This is a genomic window from Pseudomonas sp. FG43, assembly GCF_057809175.1.
On sequence record NZ_JBMDJL010000003.1, the window covers coordinates 121,624 to 137,156 of the forward strand.

General features: G+C 59.3%; 16 protein-coding genes. 7 read left to right on the forward strand and 9 right to left on the reverse strand.

Annotated elements, in window-relative coordinates; genetic code table 11:
* Nucleotides 1–29: 29 nt before the first annotated feature.
* From rpoH to ftsY, 4 genes are all read right to left on the reverse strand, one after another.
* The gene (gene rpoH / locus ACODS3_RS05635) at nt 30–884 is read right to left on the reverse strand and encodes an RNA polymerase sigma factor RpoH (protein ID WP_025262287.1); all 855 of its coding nucleotides are present in this window, start codon (nt 882–884) and stop codon (nt 30–32) included.
* 112 nt (nt 885–996) lie between these two features.
* Nucleotides 997–2,022 carry a permease-like cell division protein FtsX gene (gene ftsX / locus ACODS3_RS05640; RefSeq protein ID WP_201003886.1) on the reverse strand — a complete coding sequence of 342 codons (1,026 nt, stop codon included), beginning with the start codon at nt 2,020–2,022 and terminating at the stop codon, nt 997–999.
* The gene (gene ftsE, locus ACODS3_RS05645) at nt 2,019–2,690 is read right to left on the reverse strand and encodes a cell division ATP-binding protein FtsE (protein ID WP_201003888.1); all 672 of its coding nucleotides are present in this window, start codon (nt 2,688–2,690) and stop codon (nt 2,019–2,021) included. Before ftsE ends, ftsX begins: the two co-directional genes overlap by 4 nt.
* Entirely contained in the window at nt 2,687–4,144 is a 1,458-nt protein-coding gene (gene ftsY, locus ACODS3_RS05650; RefSeq protein ID WP_304574719.1) for a signal recognition particle-docking protein FtsY, read from the reverse strand. The genes ftsE and ftsY overlap by 4 nt, the downstream gene beginning before the upstream one ends.
* A 255-nt stretch (nt 4,145–4,399) precedes the next feature.
* On the opposite strand from ftsY, the gene ACODS3_RS05655 reads away from it, so the two are divergent.
* The 4 genes from ACODS3_RS05655 (at nt 4,400) to ACODS3_RS05670 (ending at nt 9,012) form a co-directional block, all read left to right on the forward strand.
* On the forward strand, nt 4,400–5,752 hold the full coding sequence (locus ACODS3_RS05655) for a M16 family metallopeptidase (RefSeq protein WP_201003891.1): 1,353 nt from the start codon (nt 4,400–4,402) through the stop codon (nt 5,750–5,752).
* A complete protein-coding gene (locus tag ACODS3_RS05660; RefSeq protein WP_489033655.1) occupies nt 5,749–7,242 on the forward strand; it encodes a M16 family metallopeptidase in 1,494 nt (497 codons plus the stop codon). The genes ACODS3_RS05655 and ACODS3_RS05660 overlap by 4 nt, the downstream gene beginning before the upstream one ends.
* Nucleotides 7,242–7,826, forward strand: a complete 585-nt coding sequence (gene rsmD, locus ACODS3_RS05665; RefSeq protein ID WP_304574717.1) for a 16S rRNA (guanine(966)-N(2))-methyltransferase RsmD — start codon at nt 7,242–7,244, stop codon at nt 7,824–7,826. Before ACODS3_RS05660 ends, rsmD begins: the two co-directional genes overlap by 1 nt.
* Before the next feature lie 139 nt (nt 7,827–7,965).
* Nucleotides 7,966–9,012 (forward strand): hydrolase, encoded by a 1,047-nt coding sequence (locus ACODS3_RS05670; protein ID WP_201018886.1) that lies wholly within the window; start codon nt 7,966–7,968, stop codon nt 9,010–9,012.
* 55 nt (nt 9,013–9,067) lie between these two features.
* On the opposite strand, the gene ACODS3_RS05675 is transcribed toward ACODS3_RS05670, so the two are convergent.
* Nucleotides 9,068–9,922 (reverse strand): sulfurtransferase, encoded by an 855-nt coding sequence (locus tag ACODS3_RS05675; RefSeq protein WP_489033658.1) that lies wholly within the window; start codon nt 9,920–9,922, stop codon nt 9,068–9,070.
* 50 nt (nt 9,923–9,972) lie between these two features.
* Complete coding sequence (locus ACODS3_RS05680; RefSeq protein WP_201018888.1) at nt 9,973–10,644, reverse strand: TetR/AcrR family transcriptional regulator; 672 nt, start codon at nt 10,642–10,644, stop codon at nt 9,973–9,975.
* A gap of 166 nt (nt 10,645–10,810) precedes the next feature.
* On the opposite strand from ACODS3_RS05680, the gene ACODS3_RS05685 reads away from it, so the two are divergent.
* The 3 genes from ACODS3_RS05685 to ACODS3_RS05695 all read left to right on the forward strand — a co-directional run bounded on the left by ACODS3_RS05685 (nt 10,811) and on the right by ACODS3_RS05695 (nt 13,202).
* A complete protein-coding gene (locus ACODS3_RS05685) occupies nt 10,811–12,220 on the forward strand; it encodes a coniferyl aldehyde dehydrogenase (RefSeq protein WP_201018889.1) in 1,410 nt (469 codons plus the stop codon).
* A gap of 159 nt (nt 12,221–12,379) precedes the next feature.
* Nucleotides 12,380–12,862 (forward strand): pantetheine-phosphate adenylyltransferase, encoded by a 483-nt coding sequence (gene coaD, locus ACODS3_RS05690; protein ID WP_025258126.1) that lies wholly within the window; start codon nt 12,380–12,382, stop codon nt 12,860–12,862.
* An 88-nt stretch (nt 12,863–12,950) separates the two neighbouring features.
* A complete protein-coding gene (locus ACODS3_RS05695) occupies nt 12,951–13,202 on the forward strand; it encodes a YfhL family 4Fe-4S dicluster ferredoxin (RefSeq protein WP_025258125.1) in 252 nt (83 codons plus the stop codon).
* A 32-nt stretch (nt 13,203–13,234) separates the two neighbouring features.
* Here ACODS3_RS05695 and ACODS3_RS05700 read toward each other — a convergent pair whose 3' ends face one another.
* From ACODS3_RS05700 to ACODS3_RS05710, 3 genes are all read right to left on the reverse strand, one after another.
* A complete protein-coding gene (locus ACODS3_RS05700) occupies nt 13,235–13,573 on the reverse strand; it encodes a multidrug transporter (RefSeq protein ID WP_201018890.1) in 339 nt (112 codons plus the stop codon).
* Between the two features lie 105 nt (nt 13,574–13,678).
* Nucleotides 13,679–14,491: a bifunctional DNA-formamidopyrimidine glycosylase/DNA-(apurinic or apyrimidinic site) lyase gene (gene mutM / locus ACODS3_RS05705; RefSeq protein WP_201018891.1), complete on the reverse strand. Its 813-nt coding sequence runs from the start codon at nt 14,489–14,491 to the stop codon at nt 13,679–13,681.
* A gap of 45 nt (nt 14,492–14,536) precedes the next feature.
* Nucleotides 14,537–15,403, reverse strand: a complete 867-nt coding sequence (locus tag ACODS3_RS05710; RefSeq protein ID WP_201018892.1) for an HDOD domain-containing protein — start codon at nt 15,401–15,403, stop codon at nt 14,537–14,539.
* Nucleotides 15,404–15,533: the final 130 nt, after the last annotated feature.

A 15,533-nucleotide genomic window follows, 5' to 3' on the forward strand; every position in this document is an offset into this window, starting at 1 on the left:
GCCCTGAGGTTATCAGGGCGTTTTGCGTATTACGCGGCTATCGATGTCTTGAGCTTGTTCATCGCGCTCTTTTCGAGCTGGCGAATACGCTCGGCGGAGACGTTGTACTTCTGCGCCAGGTCGTGCAGCGTGGCTTTCTCTTCTGCCAGCCAGCGCTGGTAGAGGATGTCGCGACTACGCTCGTCCAGTACGTCCAGGGCCTGATGCAGATTGGCCGTGGAGTTGTCGCTCCAGTCGGAATCTTCCAGCTGACGCGCAGGATCGTAACGGTGGTCTTCCAGGTAGTTGGCTGGCGACTGGAATGCGCTGTCGTCGTCAGCTTCCGACGCCGGATCGAACGCCATGTCCTGGCCGGTCAGACGGCTTTCCATCTCGCGAACTTCACGCGGTTCAACGCCAAGGCTTTCAGCCACACGATGTACTTCATCGTTGTTCAGCCACGCCAGACGCTTTTTCTGGCTGCGCAGGTTGAAAAACAGTTTGCGCTGGGCCTTGGTCGTGGCGACCTTGACGATACGCCAGTTGCGCAGGATGAATTCGTGGATTTCCGCCTTGATCCAGTGAACGGCGAACGACACCAGACGCACACCCATTTCCGGGTTGAAGCGCTTTACAGCCTTCATCAGGCCGACGTTACCTTCCTGGATCAGGTCGGACTGGGCCAGACCGTATCCCGAATAACTGCGTGCGATATGCACGACAAAACGCAGGTGGGCGAGGACCATCTGACGAGCCGCATCCAGATCCTGTTCATAGTAGAGACTCTCAGCCAGTTCACGCTCCTGCTCAGGCGTCAGCAAGGGAATGCTGTTCACCGTGTGCACGTAAGCCTCCAGGTTCGCACCCGGGACTAAGGCATATGCAGGTTGCAAAGAAGTGGTCATACGGGAAAAACCTCCAACTCATGACTCGTGCAGTTCAGCACTGCGAAATTGACCGGGAACCGCTAGACAAGTTCCCTGCGCTGAAAAGTCAATTGGTTAAACAAAATTCACTTTAACGTGGCGCCAGCTCTCGCAAATGGCGGGCGACCGCAATCCAAGCACCGATATACCCTAACAAGACCGCTCCAAGCAAGAGCGACAGACCATCGGCCAACGGAACACCCGCCAGCGCGAAGTCGCTGCCGTACAGGCCTGCCAGCCCGACGACCGAGTCATTCAGCCAGTCCAGACCGAACGCCAGCACGCCCCAGGACAGGAAACCCGCCCCAAAACCATACAGCGCGCCCATATAAAGGAAAGGCCTGCGCACATAGCTGTCTGTACCGCCGACCAGTTTGATGACTTCGATCTCGGTACGACGGTTTTCGATGTGCAGACGGATGGTGTTACCGATCACCAGCAGCAAAGCGGAAACCAGCAAGACCGTCAAGCCGAAGACAAAGCGGTCACCCAGCTTGAGAATCGCCGCCAGACGCTCCACCCAGACCAGATCGAGCTGGGCCTGTTCCACTTTAGGCAGGCCGGCCAGTCGGGAGCGCAGGGCTTCAAGTGCAGGCTTGTCGACCTCCGTTGGAGTGACAAGCACTACGCCCGGCAACGGGTTCTGCGGCAACTCCTTGAGCGCCTCGCCCAGGCCGGACTGCTGCTGGAACTCGCCCAGCGCCTGCTCGCTGCTTATGTACTCGGCATCGGCAACGCCCGGCATGGACTTGATTTCGTCACGCAAACGGGCGCCATCCGCCGCATTGGCGTTCAGATGCATATAGATCGATATCTGCGCCGCACGCTGCCACGACCCACCCAGACGCTCGACATTGCTCAACAGCAATGACAGGCCCATGGGCAGACTCAATGCAATGGCCATCACCAGACAGGTGAAGAAACTGCCGATTGGCTGTTTGCCCAGACGGCGCAGGCTGTCGAGCAGGCTGGAGCGATGGCTTTCCAGCCAGGCGGCCAGCAAAGTGCTGAAGTCCGGGCCATCATCATCGTGATCCTGGCGTTTATTCTGCTTCGGCGGGGAAGGATCGGCGGCCTTGGGCGCGACACGATCCGATACCTTGCGAGTGGCACTCATGCTCCGGCCTCCCCGTCACCGATCAGACGACCGCGTTGCAGGGTCAGCATGCGATGGCGCATACGCGCGATCAGTGCCAGGTCGTGACTGGCGATCAGCACGCTGGTCCCCAACCGGTTGATGTCTTCAAACACGCCCATGATTTCTGCGGCCAATCGAGGGTCGAGGTTACCGGTCGGTTCATCGGCCAGCAGCAAGGCCGGGCGATGGACGATGGCACGTGCAATACCGACACGCTGCTGTTGGCCTGTGGACAAGTCGCCAGGGTACAGATCCGCCTTGTCGGACAAGGCCACACGCTCCAGTGCCGAATCCACACGTTTGGCGATATCGACCTTGGACAGACCGAGAATCTGCAAGGGCAGCGCGATGTTGTTGAAAACGGTGCGGTCGAACAGCAACTGATGGTTCTGGAACACCACACCGATCTGACGCCGCAAAAACGGAATCTGGGCGTTGCTTATCTGCCCCAGATCCTGACCGGCCAGCATCAATTTGCCAGTTGTCGGGCGTTCCATGGCCAGCAACAGGCGCAGCAAGGTGCTTTTACCGGCACCGGAGTGGCCGGTAACGAACAGGAACTCACCGCGACGTACTCGAAAGCTCAGTTCATGCAATCCGACATGTCCATTCGGATAACGCTTACCGACCTGCTCGAAACGAATCATGTACGCTCCCGCTCCGCAAACAGAGCCTGAACAAAGGGTTCAGCTTCAAAGGTACGCAGATCGTCGATACCTTCACCCACGCCGATATAACGGATCGGCAAGCCAAACTGCTTGGCCAGAGCGAAGATCACACCGCCTTTTGCCGTGCCATCGAGTTTAGTGAGCGCCAGACCGGTCAGGGAGACCGTCTGGTTGAATTGTTTGGCCTGATTGATGGCGTTCTGACCGGTGCCGGCATCGAGTACCAGCAGGACTTCATGCGGCGCTTCGGCATCCAGCTTGCCGATCACACGACGAACCTTTTTCAGTTCTTCCATCAGGTTGTCTTTGGTGTGCAGACGGCCCGCAGTGTCAGCGATCAGCACATCGATGCCACGGGCCTTGGCGGCTTGCACGGCATCGAAGATCACCGAGGCCGAGTCGGCGCCCGTATGCTGGGCGATGACCGGAATATGGTTACGCTCGCCCCAGACCTGCAATTGCTCGACTGCCGCAGCGCGGAAGGTGTCACCCGCCGCCAGCATGACTTTCTTGCCTTCGAGTTGCAGCTTCTTGGCCAGCTTGCCGATGGTCGTGGTCTTGCCCGCGCCGTTGACGCCTACCACCAGAATCACGAACGGCTTGTGCTCGGCCTTGATAACCAGAGGCTGCTCGACAGGCTTGAGCATCGCCGCCAGTTCGCCTTGCAGCGAGGTGTACAGCGCCTGAGCGTCGGTCAACTGCTTGCGCGCAACCTTTTGGGTCAGGCTCTGGATAATCACCGATGTCGCTTCGACACCCACGTCGGCCGTCAGCAAACGGGTTTCGATTTCTTCAAGCAAGTCATCGTCGATTGCCTTTTTACCCAGGAACAGGCTGGCCATGCCCTCGCCAATGCTGGCGCTGGTTTTCGACAAACCCTGCTTGAGGCGGGCGAAGAAACCGACCTTGGGTGCTTCGGCCTGTGGCTCGGCGGGTGCGGCTTCAACAACAGGCTCGGCAACCTCGGCAACTGGCTGCTCCACTACAGGCGCGGCAACCGGCGGTATAACCGGGACAGGCTCAGGTACCACGGCTGGCACAACTTCCAGCACCGGCGCGGGCTCGATCACAGGCTCGGGAGCCGCATGCACGGGTTCCGGAATCGGCGGCGTGACATGAGCCTCACGCTCATCGGTCAAGGCCACCGGCTCTTCGGCCACAGGCAAGGTCAGCCAGGGCTGCGGAGCAGGCTCACCTGGTTGCACAGGAGCATGCACTTCTGGCGCGTGGGCTTCGAGAGAGGGCTCAGGAACTGGCGGCGCGAGTTGTGGCTCGACAGGCAGCGGCGCTTCGGCGACCGGCTCAGGCTGGGCTGTGGATAACTCTTGCGCCGGTTCTGCGGCTTCCTGCGGTTTTTTACGCAGCCATCCGAACAGGCCTTTCTTTTCTCCAGCCGCGGCTGGGGTCTTCTTGTCGTCGTTGGAACCAAACATGGAGGACGGCTATCTCAAGGTAGCGAAACGCCATAGGGCGCTTCGGAAAATTCTGACATGTACCAAGACTGCTTTTAGGGCTGCTTGTTCATTAGGCCGTTCTTTAATGGCCTGGTGTTTAACCGCGATTTGAACAGGTTTCACTCGCACTTGGCTAATGAAGGCTGTTTCTGTCGCAAACGGATCAGTATCCTAACACCCCCGCGCCCGCCGACGCTAAGTTCAAGCGGGCAGTCCTACAGGTTCAAATTACGAATGAATGCTCTAGCCCGCCGCGCCGCTGGCCTGCTGCTCAGCACGATTTGTCTGCCCCTGACAGCATTGGCCGCCGATCCACAGCCTACTCATGAATTCATGCTGGACAATGGCTTGAAAGTCATCGTCCGCGAAGACCACCGCGCACCGGTCGTGGTATCCCAGATCTGGTACAAGGTCGGCTCCAGCTACGAGACACCGGGCCAGACAGGTCTGTCCCACGCCCTTGAGCACATGATGTTCAAAGGCAGCAGCAAGACAGGTCCCGGTGAGTCTTCATTGATCCTGCGCGATCTGGGGGCCGAAGAAAACGCCTTCACCAGCGACGACTACACCGCCTATTACCAGCTTCTGGCCCGCGACCGCCTGAGCGTGGCCCTGGAGCTGGAAGCCGATCGCATGGCGACCCTGAAGCTGCCGGCAGACGAGTTCAGCCGCGAAATAGAAGTCATCAAGGAAGAGCGCCGCCTGCGCACCGATGACAAGCCCATGAGCAAGGTCTTCGAGCGCTTCAAGGCCATGGCCTACCCGGCCAGCGGCTATCACACGCCGACCATCGGCTGGATGAAAGACCTGAACCGCATGCAGATCGAGGATCTGCGCCACTGGTATCAATCCTGGTATACCCCGAACAACGCCACTCTGGTGGTGGTAGGCGATGTGAAGCCAGAAGAAGTCAAAGCCCTGGCCGAGCGCTTTTTCGGCCCGATCCCGCGCCGCGACGTGCCGCCTGCGAAAAAACCGCTGGAACTGGCCGAGCCTGGCGAGCGTCGCATCAGCATGCACGTCAAGACTCAGCAGCCGAGCCTGATTTTCGGCTTCAACGTGCCGAGCCTGAGCACTGCTGAGGACCAGCGTTCGATCAATGCCCTGCGCCTGATCTCCGCGCTGCTCGACGGCGGCTATAGCGCCCGCATCCCGACTCGTCTGGAACGCGGCGAAGAACTGGTTTCCAGCGCATCCTCCATGTACAACGCCTTCGTCCGCGGCGACAGCCTGTTCATGATCAGCGCGACACCCAACGTGCAGAAGAAAAAGACCCTGGCCGATGTCGAGGCTGGTATCTGGCGTCTGCTCAATGACCTGAAAACCAAGGCGCCTTCGGCAGAAGAGCTGGAGCGCGTACGGGCACAGGTCATTGCCGGTGTGGTCTACGAGCGCGATTCGATCACCAGCCAGGCCACCACCATCGGCCAACTGGAAACCGTCGGTTTGTCCTGGAAGCTGATCGACGAAGAACTGGCTGCTCTGCAAAGCGTGACCCCGGAAGACATTCAGAAAGCCGCCAACACCTACTTCACCCGTGAACGCCTCAGCGTTGCACACGCTCTGCCTGAGGAGAAAGCCAAATGATCAAGCGCAACACTCCCCGCAACGCCCTGCTGGGCCTGGCACTGAGCGCTTCGCTCGGCGCGTTCGTTGCCCAACCGGCTCTGGCAGACAATGCCGCAGGCAACGATGCTGCGCAGGCCACCCCGCAACTGGGCAGCCAACTGCAGACCCTCAAGGAACTGGACGGCAAAACCCCGGCCCGCCGCACGCTGAATATCCAGACCTGGAACACCGCCGAAGGCGCCAAGGTACTGTTCGTCGAGTCCCGCGAGCTGCCGATGTTCGACCTGCGCCTGATCTTCGCCGCAGGCAGCAGTCAGGATCAGGCGTCACCCGGCATCGCGCTGCTGACCAACGCCATGCTCAATGAAGGCGTCAAGGGCAAGGATGTCAGCGCCATCGCTCAAGGCTTTGAAGGCCTGGGTGCCGACTTCGGCAACGGCTCCTACCGCGACATGGCCGTGGCCTCGTTGCGCAGCCTCAGCGCAACGGACAAGCGCGAGCCTGCCCTGAAGCTGTTTGGCGAAGTCGTGGGCAAACCCACCTTCCCTGCCGACTCGCTGGCCCGAATCAAGAACCAGCTGCTGTCCAGCTTCGAGCAGAAGAAACAGAACCCTGGCGCCATTGCCGGTCAGGAACTGTTCAAGAAGCTGTACGGCGACCATCCTTACGGGCACCCAAGCGACGGCAATGCCAAAAGCATCAACGCCATCACCCTCGCGCAACTCAAGGCTTTTCACGCCAAAGGTTATGCGGCTGGCAACACGGTGATCGCACTGGTCGGCGACCTGTCACGTGACGAGGCGCAAACCATCGCCGCACAAGTCTCGGCCTCGCTGCCCAAAGGCCCGGCACTGGCGAAGATCGCCAAGGCTGTCGACCCCAAGCCCGGCAGCACGCACATCGAATTCCCGTCCAACCAGACACACCTGATGCTGGCGCAGATCGGTATCGATCGTAACGACCCGGACTACGCGGCACTGAGCATCGGCAACTCGATCCTGGGCGGTGGCGGTTTCGGCAGTCGCTTGATGACTGAAGTCCGCGAAAAGCGCGGCCTGACCTACGGCGTGTCGTCCGGGTTCTCCCCGATGCAGGCGCTGGGGCCTTTCACGATCGGCCTGCAAACCCGCGCCGACATGAGCGAAAACACCCTGAAACTGGTGCAGGACATCGTGCGTGACTTCCTCGCCAACGGCCCGACCCAGAAAGAACTCGACGACGTCAAACGCGAACTGACCGGCAGCTTCCCGCTGACGGCCGCCAACAACTCCGCGATTGTCGGCCAGTTGGGCTCCATCGGTTTCTATGACCTGCCGCTGACCTTCCTTGAGGACTACATGACTCAGGCCCAGAGCGTGACGGTCGAGCAGGTCAAGACCGCCATGAACAAACACCTGAGCGCCGACAAGATGGTGATCGTCACGGTCGGTCCGACCGTGCCACAGAAGCCACTGCCGCCTCCCACCGACAAACCCGTTCAACGACCTACAGGGGTTCCGGAGCACTAATGGCCAATCCACGTCCGAAGACCCATAACGGTCTGGGCCAACTTCGTATCATCGGGGGAGAATGGGGCAGCCGCCGCCTGACCTTCCCCGACGCCCCCGGCTTGCGCCCGACACCCGATCGCGTGCGTGAAACCCTGTTCAACTGGCTCGCGCCTTATATTGCAGGCGCCAAGGTGCTGGATGTCTTCACTGGCAGCGGCGCACTGTATTTCGAGGCCCTGTCGCGTGGCGCCAGCATGGGCCTGGCACTGGACAGCAACGCTGCTGCAATCGCCAGCCTGCGCCAGAACCTGAACCTGCTGAACTGCACGACAGGCCAGATCGCCCAGGCCGACGCCCTGCGCCACCTGGAAACAGCTGCCGCAACGCCGTTCGACGTAGTCTTCCTCGACCCGCCATTCCACCAGGGTCTGCTGGCCTCGGCCTGCACCCTGCTGGAATCCCGTGGCTGGCTGGCAGACAACGCCTGGATCTACACCGAAAGCGAAAACGCCCCCTCCACCACCGGCCTGCCGGGCAACTGGAGACTGCATCGCGAGAAAAAGGCCGGACAGGTTTATTACGCGCTTTGGCAGCGGGGGTAGGCCCCCGCTCGCGAATGAATTCGCTCCTACGCGGGATTGTGTAGGGGCGAATTCATTCGCGAAGTCCACCCAACCACTCAGCCAAAAACCCCTTACATCTCGCATCACTTAATGGCAACTTACGGATCTGCATTCATTGATGAGCAAGACCGTGTCAGCCAGCCCTATTCACAGTTCCTTCGCGAATCATTTCGTCCCGGCTTCAGGTCTGGGTAATCCGCACCTGCAAACATTGTGGGGGCCGTTATGGCGCAGGCGGACATTGCTTGCTCGTACGCGGGAGCGCATGTGGCTGGAGGATGGGGATTTTCTCGATATGGACTGGCATGGTCCGCATGAAGCTGATGCGCCATTGGTGCTGGTCCTGCACGGGTTGACCGGGTCCTCGAATTCGCCTTATGTGGCAGGTTTGCAAAAGGCGCTGGCCGCACAGGGCTGGGCCAGTGTGGCGTTGAACTGGCGTGGCTGTTCCGGCGAACCGAATCTGTTGTCGCGCAGCTACCATTCTGGCGCCAGCGAGGACCTGGCTGAAGTCATTGCCCACCTACGGGCCTTGCGCCCGCTGGCTCCGCTGTATGCCGTGGGTTATTCGCTGGGTGGCAACGTTCTGCTCAAATATCTGGGCGAATCAGGTTCAGAGAGCGGATTACTGGGTGCGGTGGCGGTCTCGGTGCCCTTTCGGCTGGATGAATGCGCCAACCGTATCGGTCAGGGGTTTTCCAAGGTCTATCAACGGCATTTCATGCGTGAAATGCTGGCCTACATCCGGGACAAGCAACGACGCTTCCAGCATGAGGGGATGAGCGAAGGGCTGGCAGAACTGGCTGCTCTGGGCTCGCTGGAAAACATGCGCACGTTCTGGGATTTCGATGGCCGGGTCACAGCGCCTCTGCATGGTTTCGCCAATGCAGAGGACTATTATCGCAAGGCGTCGAGCCGGTATTTTCTGGGGCAGATTCGCACACCGACGCTGATTATCCAGGCGGCCGACGACCCGTTCGTATTTATCCACAGCCTGCCGGAGCCCGATGAGCTTTCAGCGTGCACGGAGTTCGAGTTACAGGCCAGGGGCGGCCATGTGGGTTTTGTCGATGGTTCGCTGAAGAATCCCGGTTACTACCTGGAGCGGCGCATTCCGCTCTGGTTGGGGATGGCCTATGAACGGGACAAGGCCGTTCGCGGATGAATCCACTCCAGCAGACTGGCCTGCGCAGGGTTCGAGCGGATTCATTCGCGAAATCTCAAGCGCCGGTCGCGACCTCGCGAGCAGGATCGGTGATCCACTCACTCCAGGACCCGGCATACAAAGTGCCCAGTGGATAACCCGCCAGGCACAAGGCGAACAGGTTATGGCAGGCCGTCACACCCGAACCGCAATAGGCAACCAGGTCCGTCGCAGAGCGGCCCTGTAGCGCCTCGGCAAAACGCTGCTTGAGTTGATCGGCTGGCAGGAAGCGCCCGTCCGGCCCCAGGTTTTCATTGAAGGCGACGCATTGCGCACCCGGAATATGGCCCGCAACCGGGTCGATGGGTTCGACTTCGCCACGAAAGCGGGCTTCGGCGCGAGCATCGATCAGCGTCATTTCCGGGCGTCCGAGGCGGCCCTGCAAGCGGCTGGCGCTGAGCAGCAGCGACATGTCGGGCTCACCCGTGAACGTGCCCGGTTTGTTGCCCGGCGAATCGAGGCTCAGCGGCAGACCCGCCGCATGCCAGGCCTTCAAACCGCCATCGAGCAGATAAACACCATCGCGCTTGCCCAGCCACGCCAGCAGCCACCAGGCACGAGCGGCAAAAGCTCCGGGACCGTCGTCATACAGCACGATTTCACTGTCCGGGTTGATGCCCCATGCCTGGAAACGCTGCAACAAGGCTTGCGGGTCGGGCAAGGGGTGACGCCCGGTCTTGCCCTTGGTGACAGGGCCACTGAGATCACGCTCCAGATCCGCGAAAGACGCCCGGTCGATATGGCCTTGAGCGTAACTGCGTTGCCCATGATCGGGATCTTCAAGGGCAAAACGGCAATCGAGGATCACCAGCCCAGGCTCTCGTTGGCGGGCAGCCAATTGCTGAGGGCTGATCAGTTGCGCAATGGACATGACTCACTCCTGTAGGCAGAAAACCGAATATGGATTGCTGATGATTGCTCTCAGCCGCTTTCCCCAAGCACCTTGGGCAGGGGCGTGTAGAAAGCCTCACACAAGACACTGAACTCGTCGCGGGCCTTGGCGCTGATATAGCCGGACTCCAGCATAAGCACCTGATAGACGCCACGTCGAATGGCATCTTCATTCAAGTGCGTGGAATTTTCTCGCGAGGTACACAGAAAACGTACCCAGGATGTCAGGATGATCCAGGTATTGAGGGTCAGCGACTCGACCTGCACCTTGTCCATATTCAGGACACCGGCCTCGACGAAAGCACTGTAAATCGCCATGGCCTGAGCCAGGCAACGCTGGGAAAAACGCCGATAGCGGGTCGCCATTTCAGGGTCGCAAGCCAGCAGGTGCTCAAGGTCGCGATGCAGAAAACGGTAACGCCACATACCGTCGAGTATCGCCAGCAGGTAATCACGCTTGTCCTGGACTGTTGGCTCGCGCCCCTTGGGAGGAAACAGAAAGCTATCCACCAGCGCTTCGTACTCGCTGAACAGCGAGGCGATGATCGCCTGCTTGTTGGGGAAGTGGTAATAGAGATTGCCCGGCGAAATTTCCATGTGCGCGGCAATGTGATTGGTACTTACGCTACGCTCACCCTGCTGATTGAACAGCTCCAGACTGACCTGCACGATACGTTCACGGGTTTTGATACGTGGAGCCATACTCAGCTCGATCCCTCGGGTATGTTGGTATGGAATGTTAGCGCAAGCGGTCGGCATAGATGCAGTGATGTGCATGAAACCTTGAAGACAGAGGGACACGAGCCATTTGACTTTATAGAGCAACAGCTCTAAAACACTCAAAAAATCCCAGCAAGGAACGCATCACATGCCTGACGCCCCGCATTCTTCCAGCGAACTGGAGAACACGTTCGCTCTGCAGCGTCAGGCGTTCGCAGCCAACCCGATGCCCTCGGCAGCGCAACGCTCCCAGTGGCTCAAAAGCCTGGGAGAACTGCTCAGCGACCATCGTCAGGCACTGATCGACGCTATCAGCAGTGATTTCAGTCATCGCAGCGCCGACGAAACCCTGCTGGCCGAGCTGCTGCCAAGCCTGCTGGGGATTCGGGATGCGCGTAAACAGCTCAAACGCTGGATGAAACCTTCACGCCGTCGCGTCGGCCTGGCCTTTCAGCCGGCCTCGGCCAGAGTGGTTTATCAGCCTTTGGGGGTGATCGGGGTTATCGTGCCCTGGAATTATCCGCTGTTCCTGGCCATAGGCCCGTTGATTGGTGCTCTGGCCGCTGGCAATCGGGTGATGCTCAAGCTCAGCGAGTCCACACCTGCGACGGGCGAACTGCTCAAGCGCCTGTTCGCCCGAGTCTTCCCGGAAGACCTGATTGCGGTGGTGCTGGGCGAAGCCGAGGTCGGCATGGCGTTCTCCCGCCTGCCGTTCGATCACCTGTTATTCACCGGCGCGACCAGCATCGGCAAGCATGTCATGCGCGCTGCTGCCGAGAACCTCACACCCGTCACTCTGGAGCTGGGCGGCAAGTCGCCCGCCATTGTGTCCCATGACGTCCCGCTCAAGGATGCCGCCGAGCGTATTGCATTCGGCAAGACCCTCAATGCCGGGCAAACCTGTATCGCGCCGGATTACGTGCTGGTACCGCAGGATCGTGTGCAAGGGTTTGTCGACGCCTACAGGCAAGCGGTTCAGGGTTTTTACCCGACACTGGCTGACAACCCGGATTACACGGCGATCATCAATCAGCGACAACTGGCGCGGCTGAATCACTACCTGGACGACGCCGCGGGCAAGGGCGCGCAGGTCATTGCCCTATACGATCAGGGCCAGGCCCAGCGTATGCCGTTCAGCCTTTTGCTCAACGTCAGCGATGACATGCTGGTCATGCAGGATGAGATCTTCGGGCCGCTGCTGCCCATCGTGCCCTACAAGCATATTGATGAAGCCTTCGCCTACATCAATCAACGCCCTCGCCCACTGGCGCTCTATTACTTCGGCTACAACAGGACCGAGCAGCAACGAGTGCTGGAACAGACCCACTCCGGTGGCGTATGCCTGAACGATACGCTGATGCATGCGGCTCAGGATGACTTGCCATTCGGAGGCATAGGCCCTTCAGGCATGGGGCATTACCACGGGCGGGAAGGTTTTCTGACCTTCAGCCAGGCCAAAGGCGTGTTCATCAAGCAACGTTTCAATGCCGCGCGTTTAATTTACCCGCCGTACGGTAAAGCTATTCAAAGACTGGTCTATAAAGTGTTCCTGCGCTGAATATGGCCATGCATCCGGGCACAGAGATGCCATCAGCCTGATAAAAAATCGCCGATAATCGGCACAATAAGACCATTGCCTGCTACACCTCGACTTGGCCCACCGGGGCGGCTGCGATAACATCCGAGTCCCCAACCGGACTCCGACCAGGACGACGCGATGAACCGAGTGTTGTACCCAGGAACCTTCGACCCTATAACCAAGGGCCACGGCGATCTGGTCGAACGCGCCTCGCGCCTGTTCGACCAAGTGGTCATTGCCGTTGCTGCCAGCCCGAAGAAAAACCCGCTGTTCCCTCTGGAACAACGTGTAGAGCTGGCACGAGAGGTCACCAAACACCTGCCCAACGTCGAAGTCGTAGGCTTTTCGACCTTGCTTGCCCAATTCGCCAAGGAGCAGAACGCCAATGTCTTTCTGCGCGGCCTGCGGGCGGTTTCGGATTTCGAGTATGAATTCCAGCTGGCCAACATGAACCGACAACTGGCACCGGACGTCGAGAGCCTGTTTCTCACTCCGTCGGAACGTTATTCGTTCATTTCATCGACGCTGGTCCGTGAAATCGCGGCACTTGGCGGCGATATCAACAAGTTCGTACACCCGGCCGTGGCCCAGGCACTGACCGATCGCTTCAAACGCTCGTAACGCCGAGGTGCATCGAAAGCGCTAATGCGGCACAATTCGCCGCATTGGTTTTCATACGCCCCGGTACGACCCGCGGCTGGAGTGCTTCATGTCCCTTATCATCACTGACGATTGCATCAACTGCGACGTCTGCGAACCCGAATGCCCGAACGAGGCTATTTCGCAGGGAGAGGAGATCTACGTGATCAACCCGAACCTGTGTACAGAATGCGTCGGTCATTACGATGAGCCGCAATGCCAACAGGTCTGCCCGGTGGATTGCATCCCGCTGGACGAAAATCGCGTCGAAAGCAAAGACGAGCTGATGACCAAATACCGCCTCATCACCGGCAAGGCATAGCCTTTATCCGCCGGTGAACGAAGCGCTCTGCATCACTCCCGCTTGCCATAACCATCGCCGGTGCAACCCAGGCACCTGACGAATGCGGCCTTGCCCGGATCGACCACCAGCGCCTTGCCGGTTGCGCCCAGGTTGCCGCCAGCGGCAGCAAAAGGTGCAGCGATCACGAACAGACCAGTACCGATGATGGTCGCGGCAATCAGCAATGGGCGGGCGATGATCAGGTCACCGATCATGGCGAAAGCGGGTGGGGTCTGGATCTCGTAGGCCGGATCACCACTGCCCGGAGGCAGATCGGCAGCCACGGCAGGTAAAGCCTGTAACCCGATCAACAGGGTCAGAGTGGCGGCGATAATACGAAACGGGCGCATGGCTTGGTCCTTCAGGTGTCGCAGATTGGAGTGCTGATAACTATAAACAGCACTGGGGCTTAAGCAAGCGGCGCAGTATTTCAAGTATTGCACCGGACTACCCGATCAAGTCTGGCACTTGGGACAATAAACGCTCGCCCGCTGGCCCAGCTTGATCTCACGCAAGGTCGTGCCACACACCTTGCACGGCTGCTCACCACGCCCGTAGACAAAAAGCTCCTGCTGGAAATAGCCCGGCTTGCCGTCACCACCGATGAAATCGCGCAAGGTCGTACCGCCTCGCTCGATGGCATGGGCCAGGATGCGTTTGATCTCGATGGCCAGCTTCAGATAACGCGCGCGGGAAATACCCTTGGCCTCGCGGCGCGGATCGATACCGGCGGCGAAGAGCGCTTCGGTCGCGTAGATATTGCCCACCCCGACCACCACCGCGTTATCCATGATGAAAGGCTTCACGGCTATCGACTTGCCTCGGGAACGCTCATAAAGACGCTCACCATCGAACAGATCCGTCAGCGGCTCCGGCCCCAGACGGATCAGAAGTTCATGAGTGTGGGGCTCCAGGCTCCAGAGCATTGCGCCAAAGCGACGCGGATCGGTGTAGCGCAACGCCAGCCCTGACTCCAGCTCGATATCCACATGCTCATGCTTGAGCGCCGGCAACCCGGCTTCGACCAGCCGCAGATTGCCAGACATGCCCAGATGACTGATAAGCGTCCCGGCTTCAGCCTGGATCAAGAGATATTTGGCTCGCCGCCCGACCTCCACGATCCGCTGCCCGGAAAGGCGTACATCGAGGTCTTCGGGAATGGGCCAGCGCAAACGTCGATCCCGCACGATCACGCGGCTGACGCGCTGCCCTTCAAGGTGAGGGGCAATGCCTCGGCGCGTGGTTTCGACTTCAGGTAATTCAGGCATGGATAACTCGGTGGGGCAAAAGAGAAAAGCAGACGGCGGGCGTGATCAATTCGCGCCCAGCTCACGGATGCTTTCCTTGAGGTATTCAAAGTCGTATTCGGACAAGCCGACATAATCCAGCACAAGATGGCCAATGCTGTTCCACTCGTGGTCTTCGTCCTGATTGCCCAGCACCCGGCAGGACTCACAGATATGCTCGGCCATTTTCAAGGGCGCCAGAAGATTCTTGAGCGCGGCATTGCGGCTCGTATCATCCTCGAAGATTGCCAGGGCATTGTGGTGATTGGCGATGGCATTGCAGACATGTTCCGGCAAACGCCAGGACTTTGCAGTGAAATAGCCGACAACGGCATGGTTGGTGTCGAACCTGCTGTTTTCGGTGTCCACAACCCGGCAATCGGGACCGGCCTTGGCGTAGGACTCTTCCAGCACCGGCATGTAATCCGGGAAACGCTTGAGCATCAGCGGAATCCCGCAATCATGGAACAAGCCCAGCGCGTAGGATTCATCCACCGTTTGCGAGCCGATTCGCTTGGCCAACGTCAGACTGGTGATTGCAACGTCCTGGGCGCTGTCCCAGAAGCGGTTGAGCGTCACGATGGTTTCGTCGCTCATCTCGCCCTTGATCGACTGCGCGTTGATCAGGTTGATGACGGTGCGGCTGCCCAGCAGATTCACAGCCTTCTGGATAGAAGCGATCTTGTTGGACAAGCCGTAATGCGGAGAGTTGACGATCTTGAGCAGCGCGCCGGACAGTCCCGGATCCTGGGAAATCAACCGCGCAATCACCGCCAGATCAGGATCAGGCATGTACTGCTCCATTTGCAGATCCACCATGATCTGGGGCTGCGGAGGTACGCTGATACCCTGAAGGGCTTGCTGGATCTGCTCGGGGGTCAACTCTTCGGACATAGGTGCTTACTCAAGGCCATATAAAGATTTTGCCCGCTTAATGAGAATCGGTCCACCAACACTTGGGCACAAGGCTATGACTTTAGCCAACTTTCATGATTCACATCGATTGATCCGGTTAATTGACGGG

Excerpts from the sequence above, each read along its gene's own strand:
- rpoH (WP_025262287.1), bottom strand. The coding sequence starts at position 884 with ATGACCACTTCTTTGCAACCTGCATATGCCTTAGTCCCGGGTGCGAAC.
- ftsX (WP_201003886.1), bottom strand. The coding sequence starts at position 2,022 with ATGAGTGCCACTCGCAAGGTATCGGATCGTGTCGCGCCCAAGGCCGCC.
- ftsE (WP_201003888.1), bottom strand. The coding sequence starts at position 2,690 with ATGATTCGTTTCGAGCAGGTCGGTAAGCGTTATCCGAATGGACATGTC.
- ftsY (WP_304574719.1), bottom strand. The coding sequence starts at position 4,144 with ATGTTTGGTTCCAACGACGACAAGAAGACCCCAGCCGCGGCTGGAGAA.
- ACODS3_RS05655 (WP_201003891.1), top strand. The coding sequence starts at position 4,400 with ATGAATGCTCTAGCCCGCCGCGCCGCTGGCCTGCTGCTCAGCACGATT.
- ACODS3_RS05660 (WP_489033655.1), top strand. The coding sequence starts at position 5,749 with ATGATCAAGCGCAACACTCCCCGCAACGCCCTGCTGGGCCTGGCACTG.
- rsmD (WP_304574717.1), top strand. The coding sequence starts at position 7,242 with ATGGCCAATCCACGTCCGAAGACCCATAACGGTCTGGGCCAACTTCGT.
- ACODS3_RS05670 (WP_201018886.1), top strand. The coding sequence starts at position 7,966 with ATGAGCAAGACCGTGTCAGCCAGCCCTATTCACAGTTCCTTCGCGAAT.
- ACODS3_RS05675 (WP_489033658.1), bottom strand. The coding sequence starts at position 9,922 with ATGTCCATTGCGCAACTGATCAGCCCTCAGCAATTGGCTGCCCGCCAA.
- ACODS3_RS05680 (WP_201018888.1), bottom strand. The coding sequence starts at position 10,644 with ATGGCTCCACGTATCAAAACCCGTGAACGTATCGTGCAGGTCAGTCTG.
- ACODS3_RS05685 (WP_201018889.1), top strand. The coding sequence starts at position 10,811 with ATGCCTGACGCCCCGCATTCTTCCAGCGAACTGGAGAACACGTTCGCT.
- coaD (WP_025258126.1), top strand. The coding sequence starts at position 12,380 with ATGAACCGAGTGTTGTACCCAGGAACCTTCGACCCTATAACCAAGGGC.
- ACODS3_RS05695 (WP_025258125.1), top strand. The coding sequence starts at position 12,951 with ATGTCCCTTATCATCACTGACGATTGCATCAACTGCGACGTCTGCGAA.
- ACODS3_RS05700 (WP_201018890.1), bottom strand. The coding sequence starts at position 13,573 with ATGCGCCCGTTTCGTATTATCGCCGCCACTCTGACCCTGTTGATCGGG.
- mutM (WP_201018891.1), bottom strand. The coding sequence starts at position 14,491 with ATGCCTGAATTACCTGAAGTCGAAACCACGCGCCGAGGCATTGCCCCT.
- ACODS3_RS05710 (WP_201018892.1), bottom strand. The coding sequence starts at position 15,403 with ATGTCCGAAGAGTTGACCCCCGAGCAGATCCAGCAAGCCCTTCAGGGT.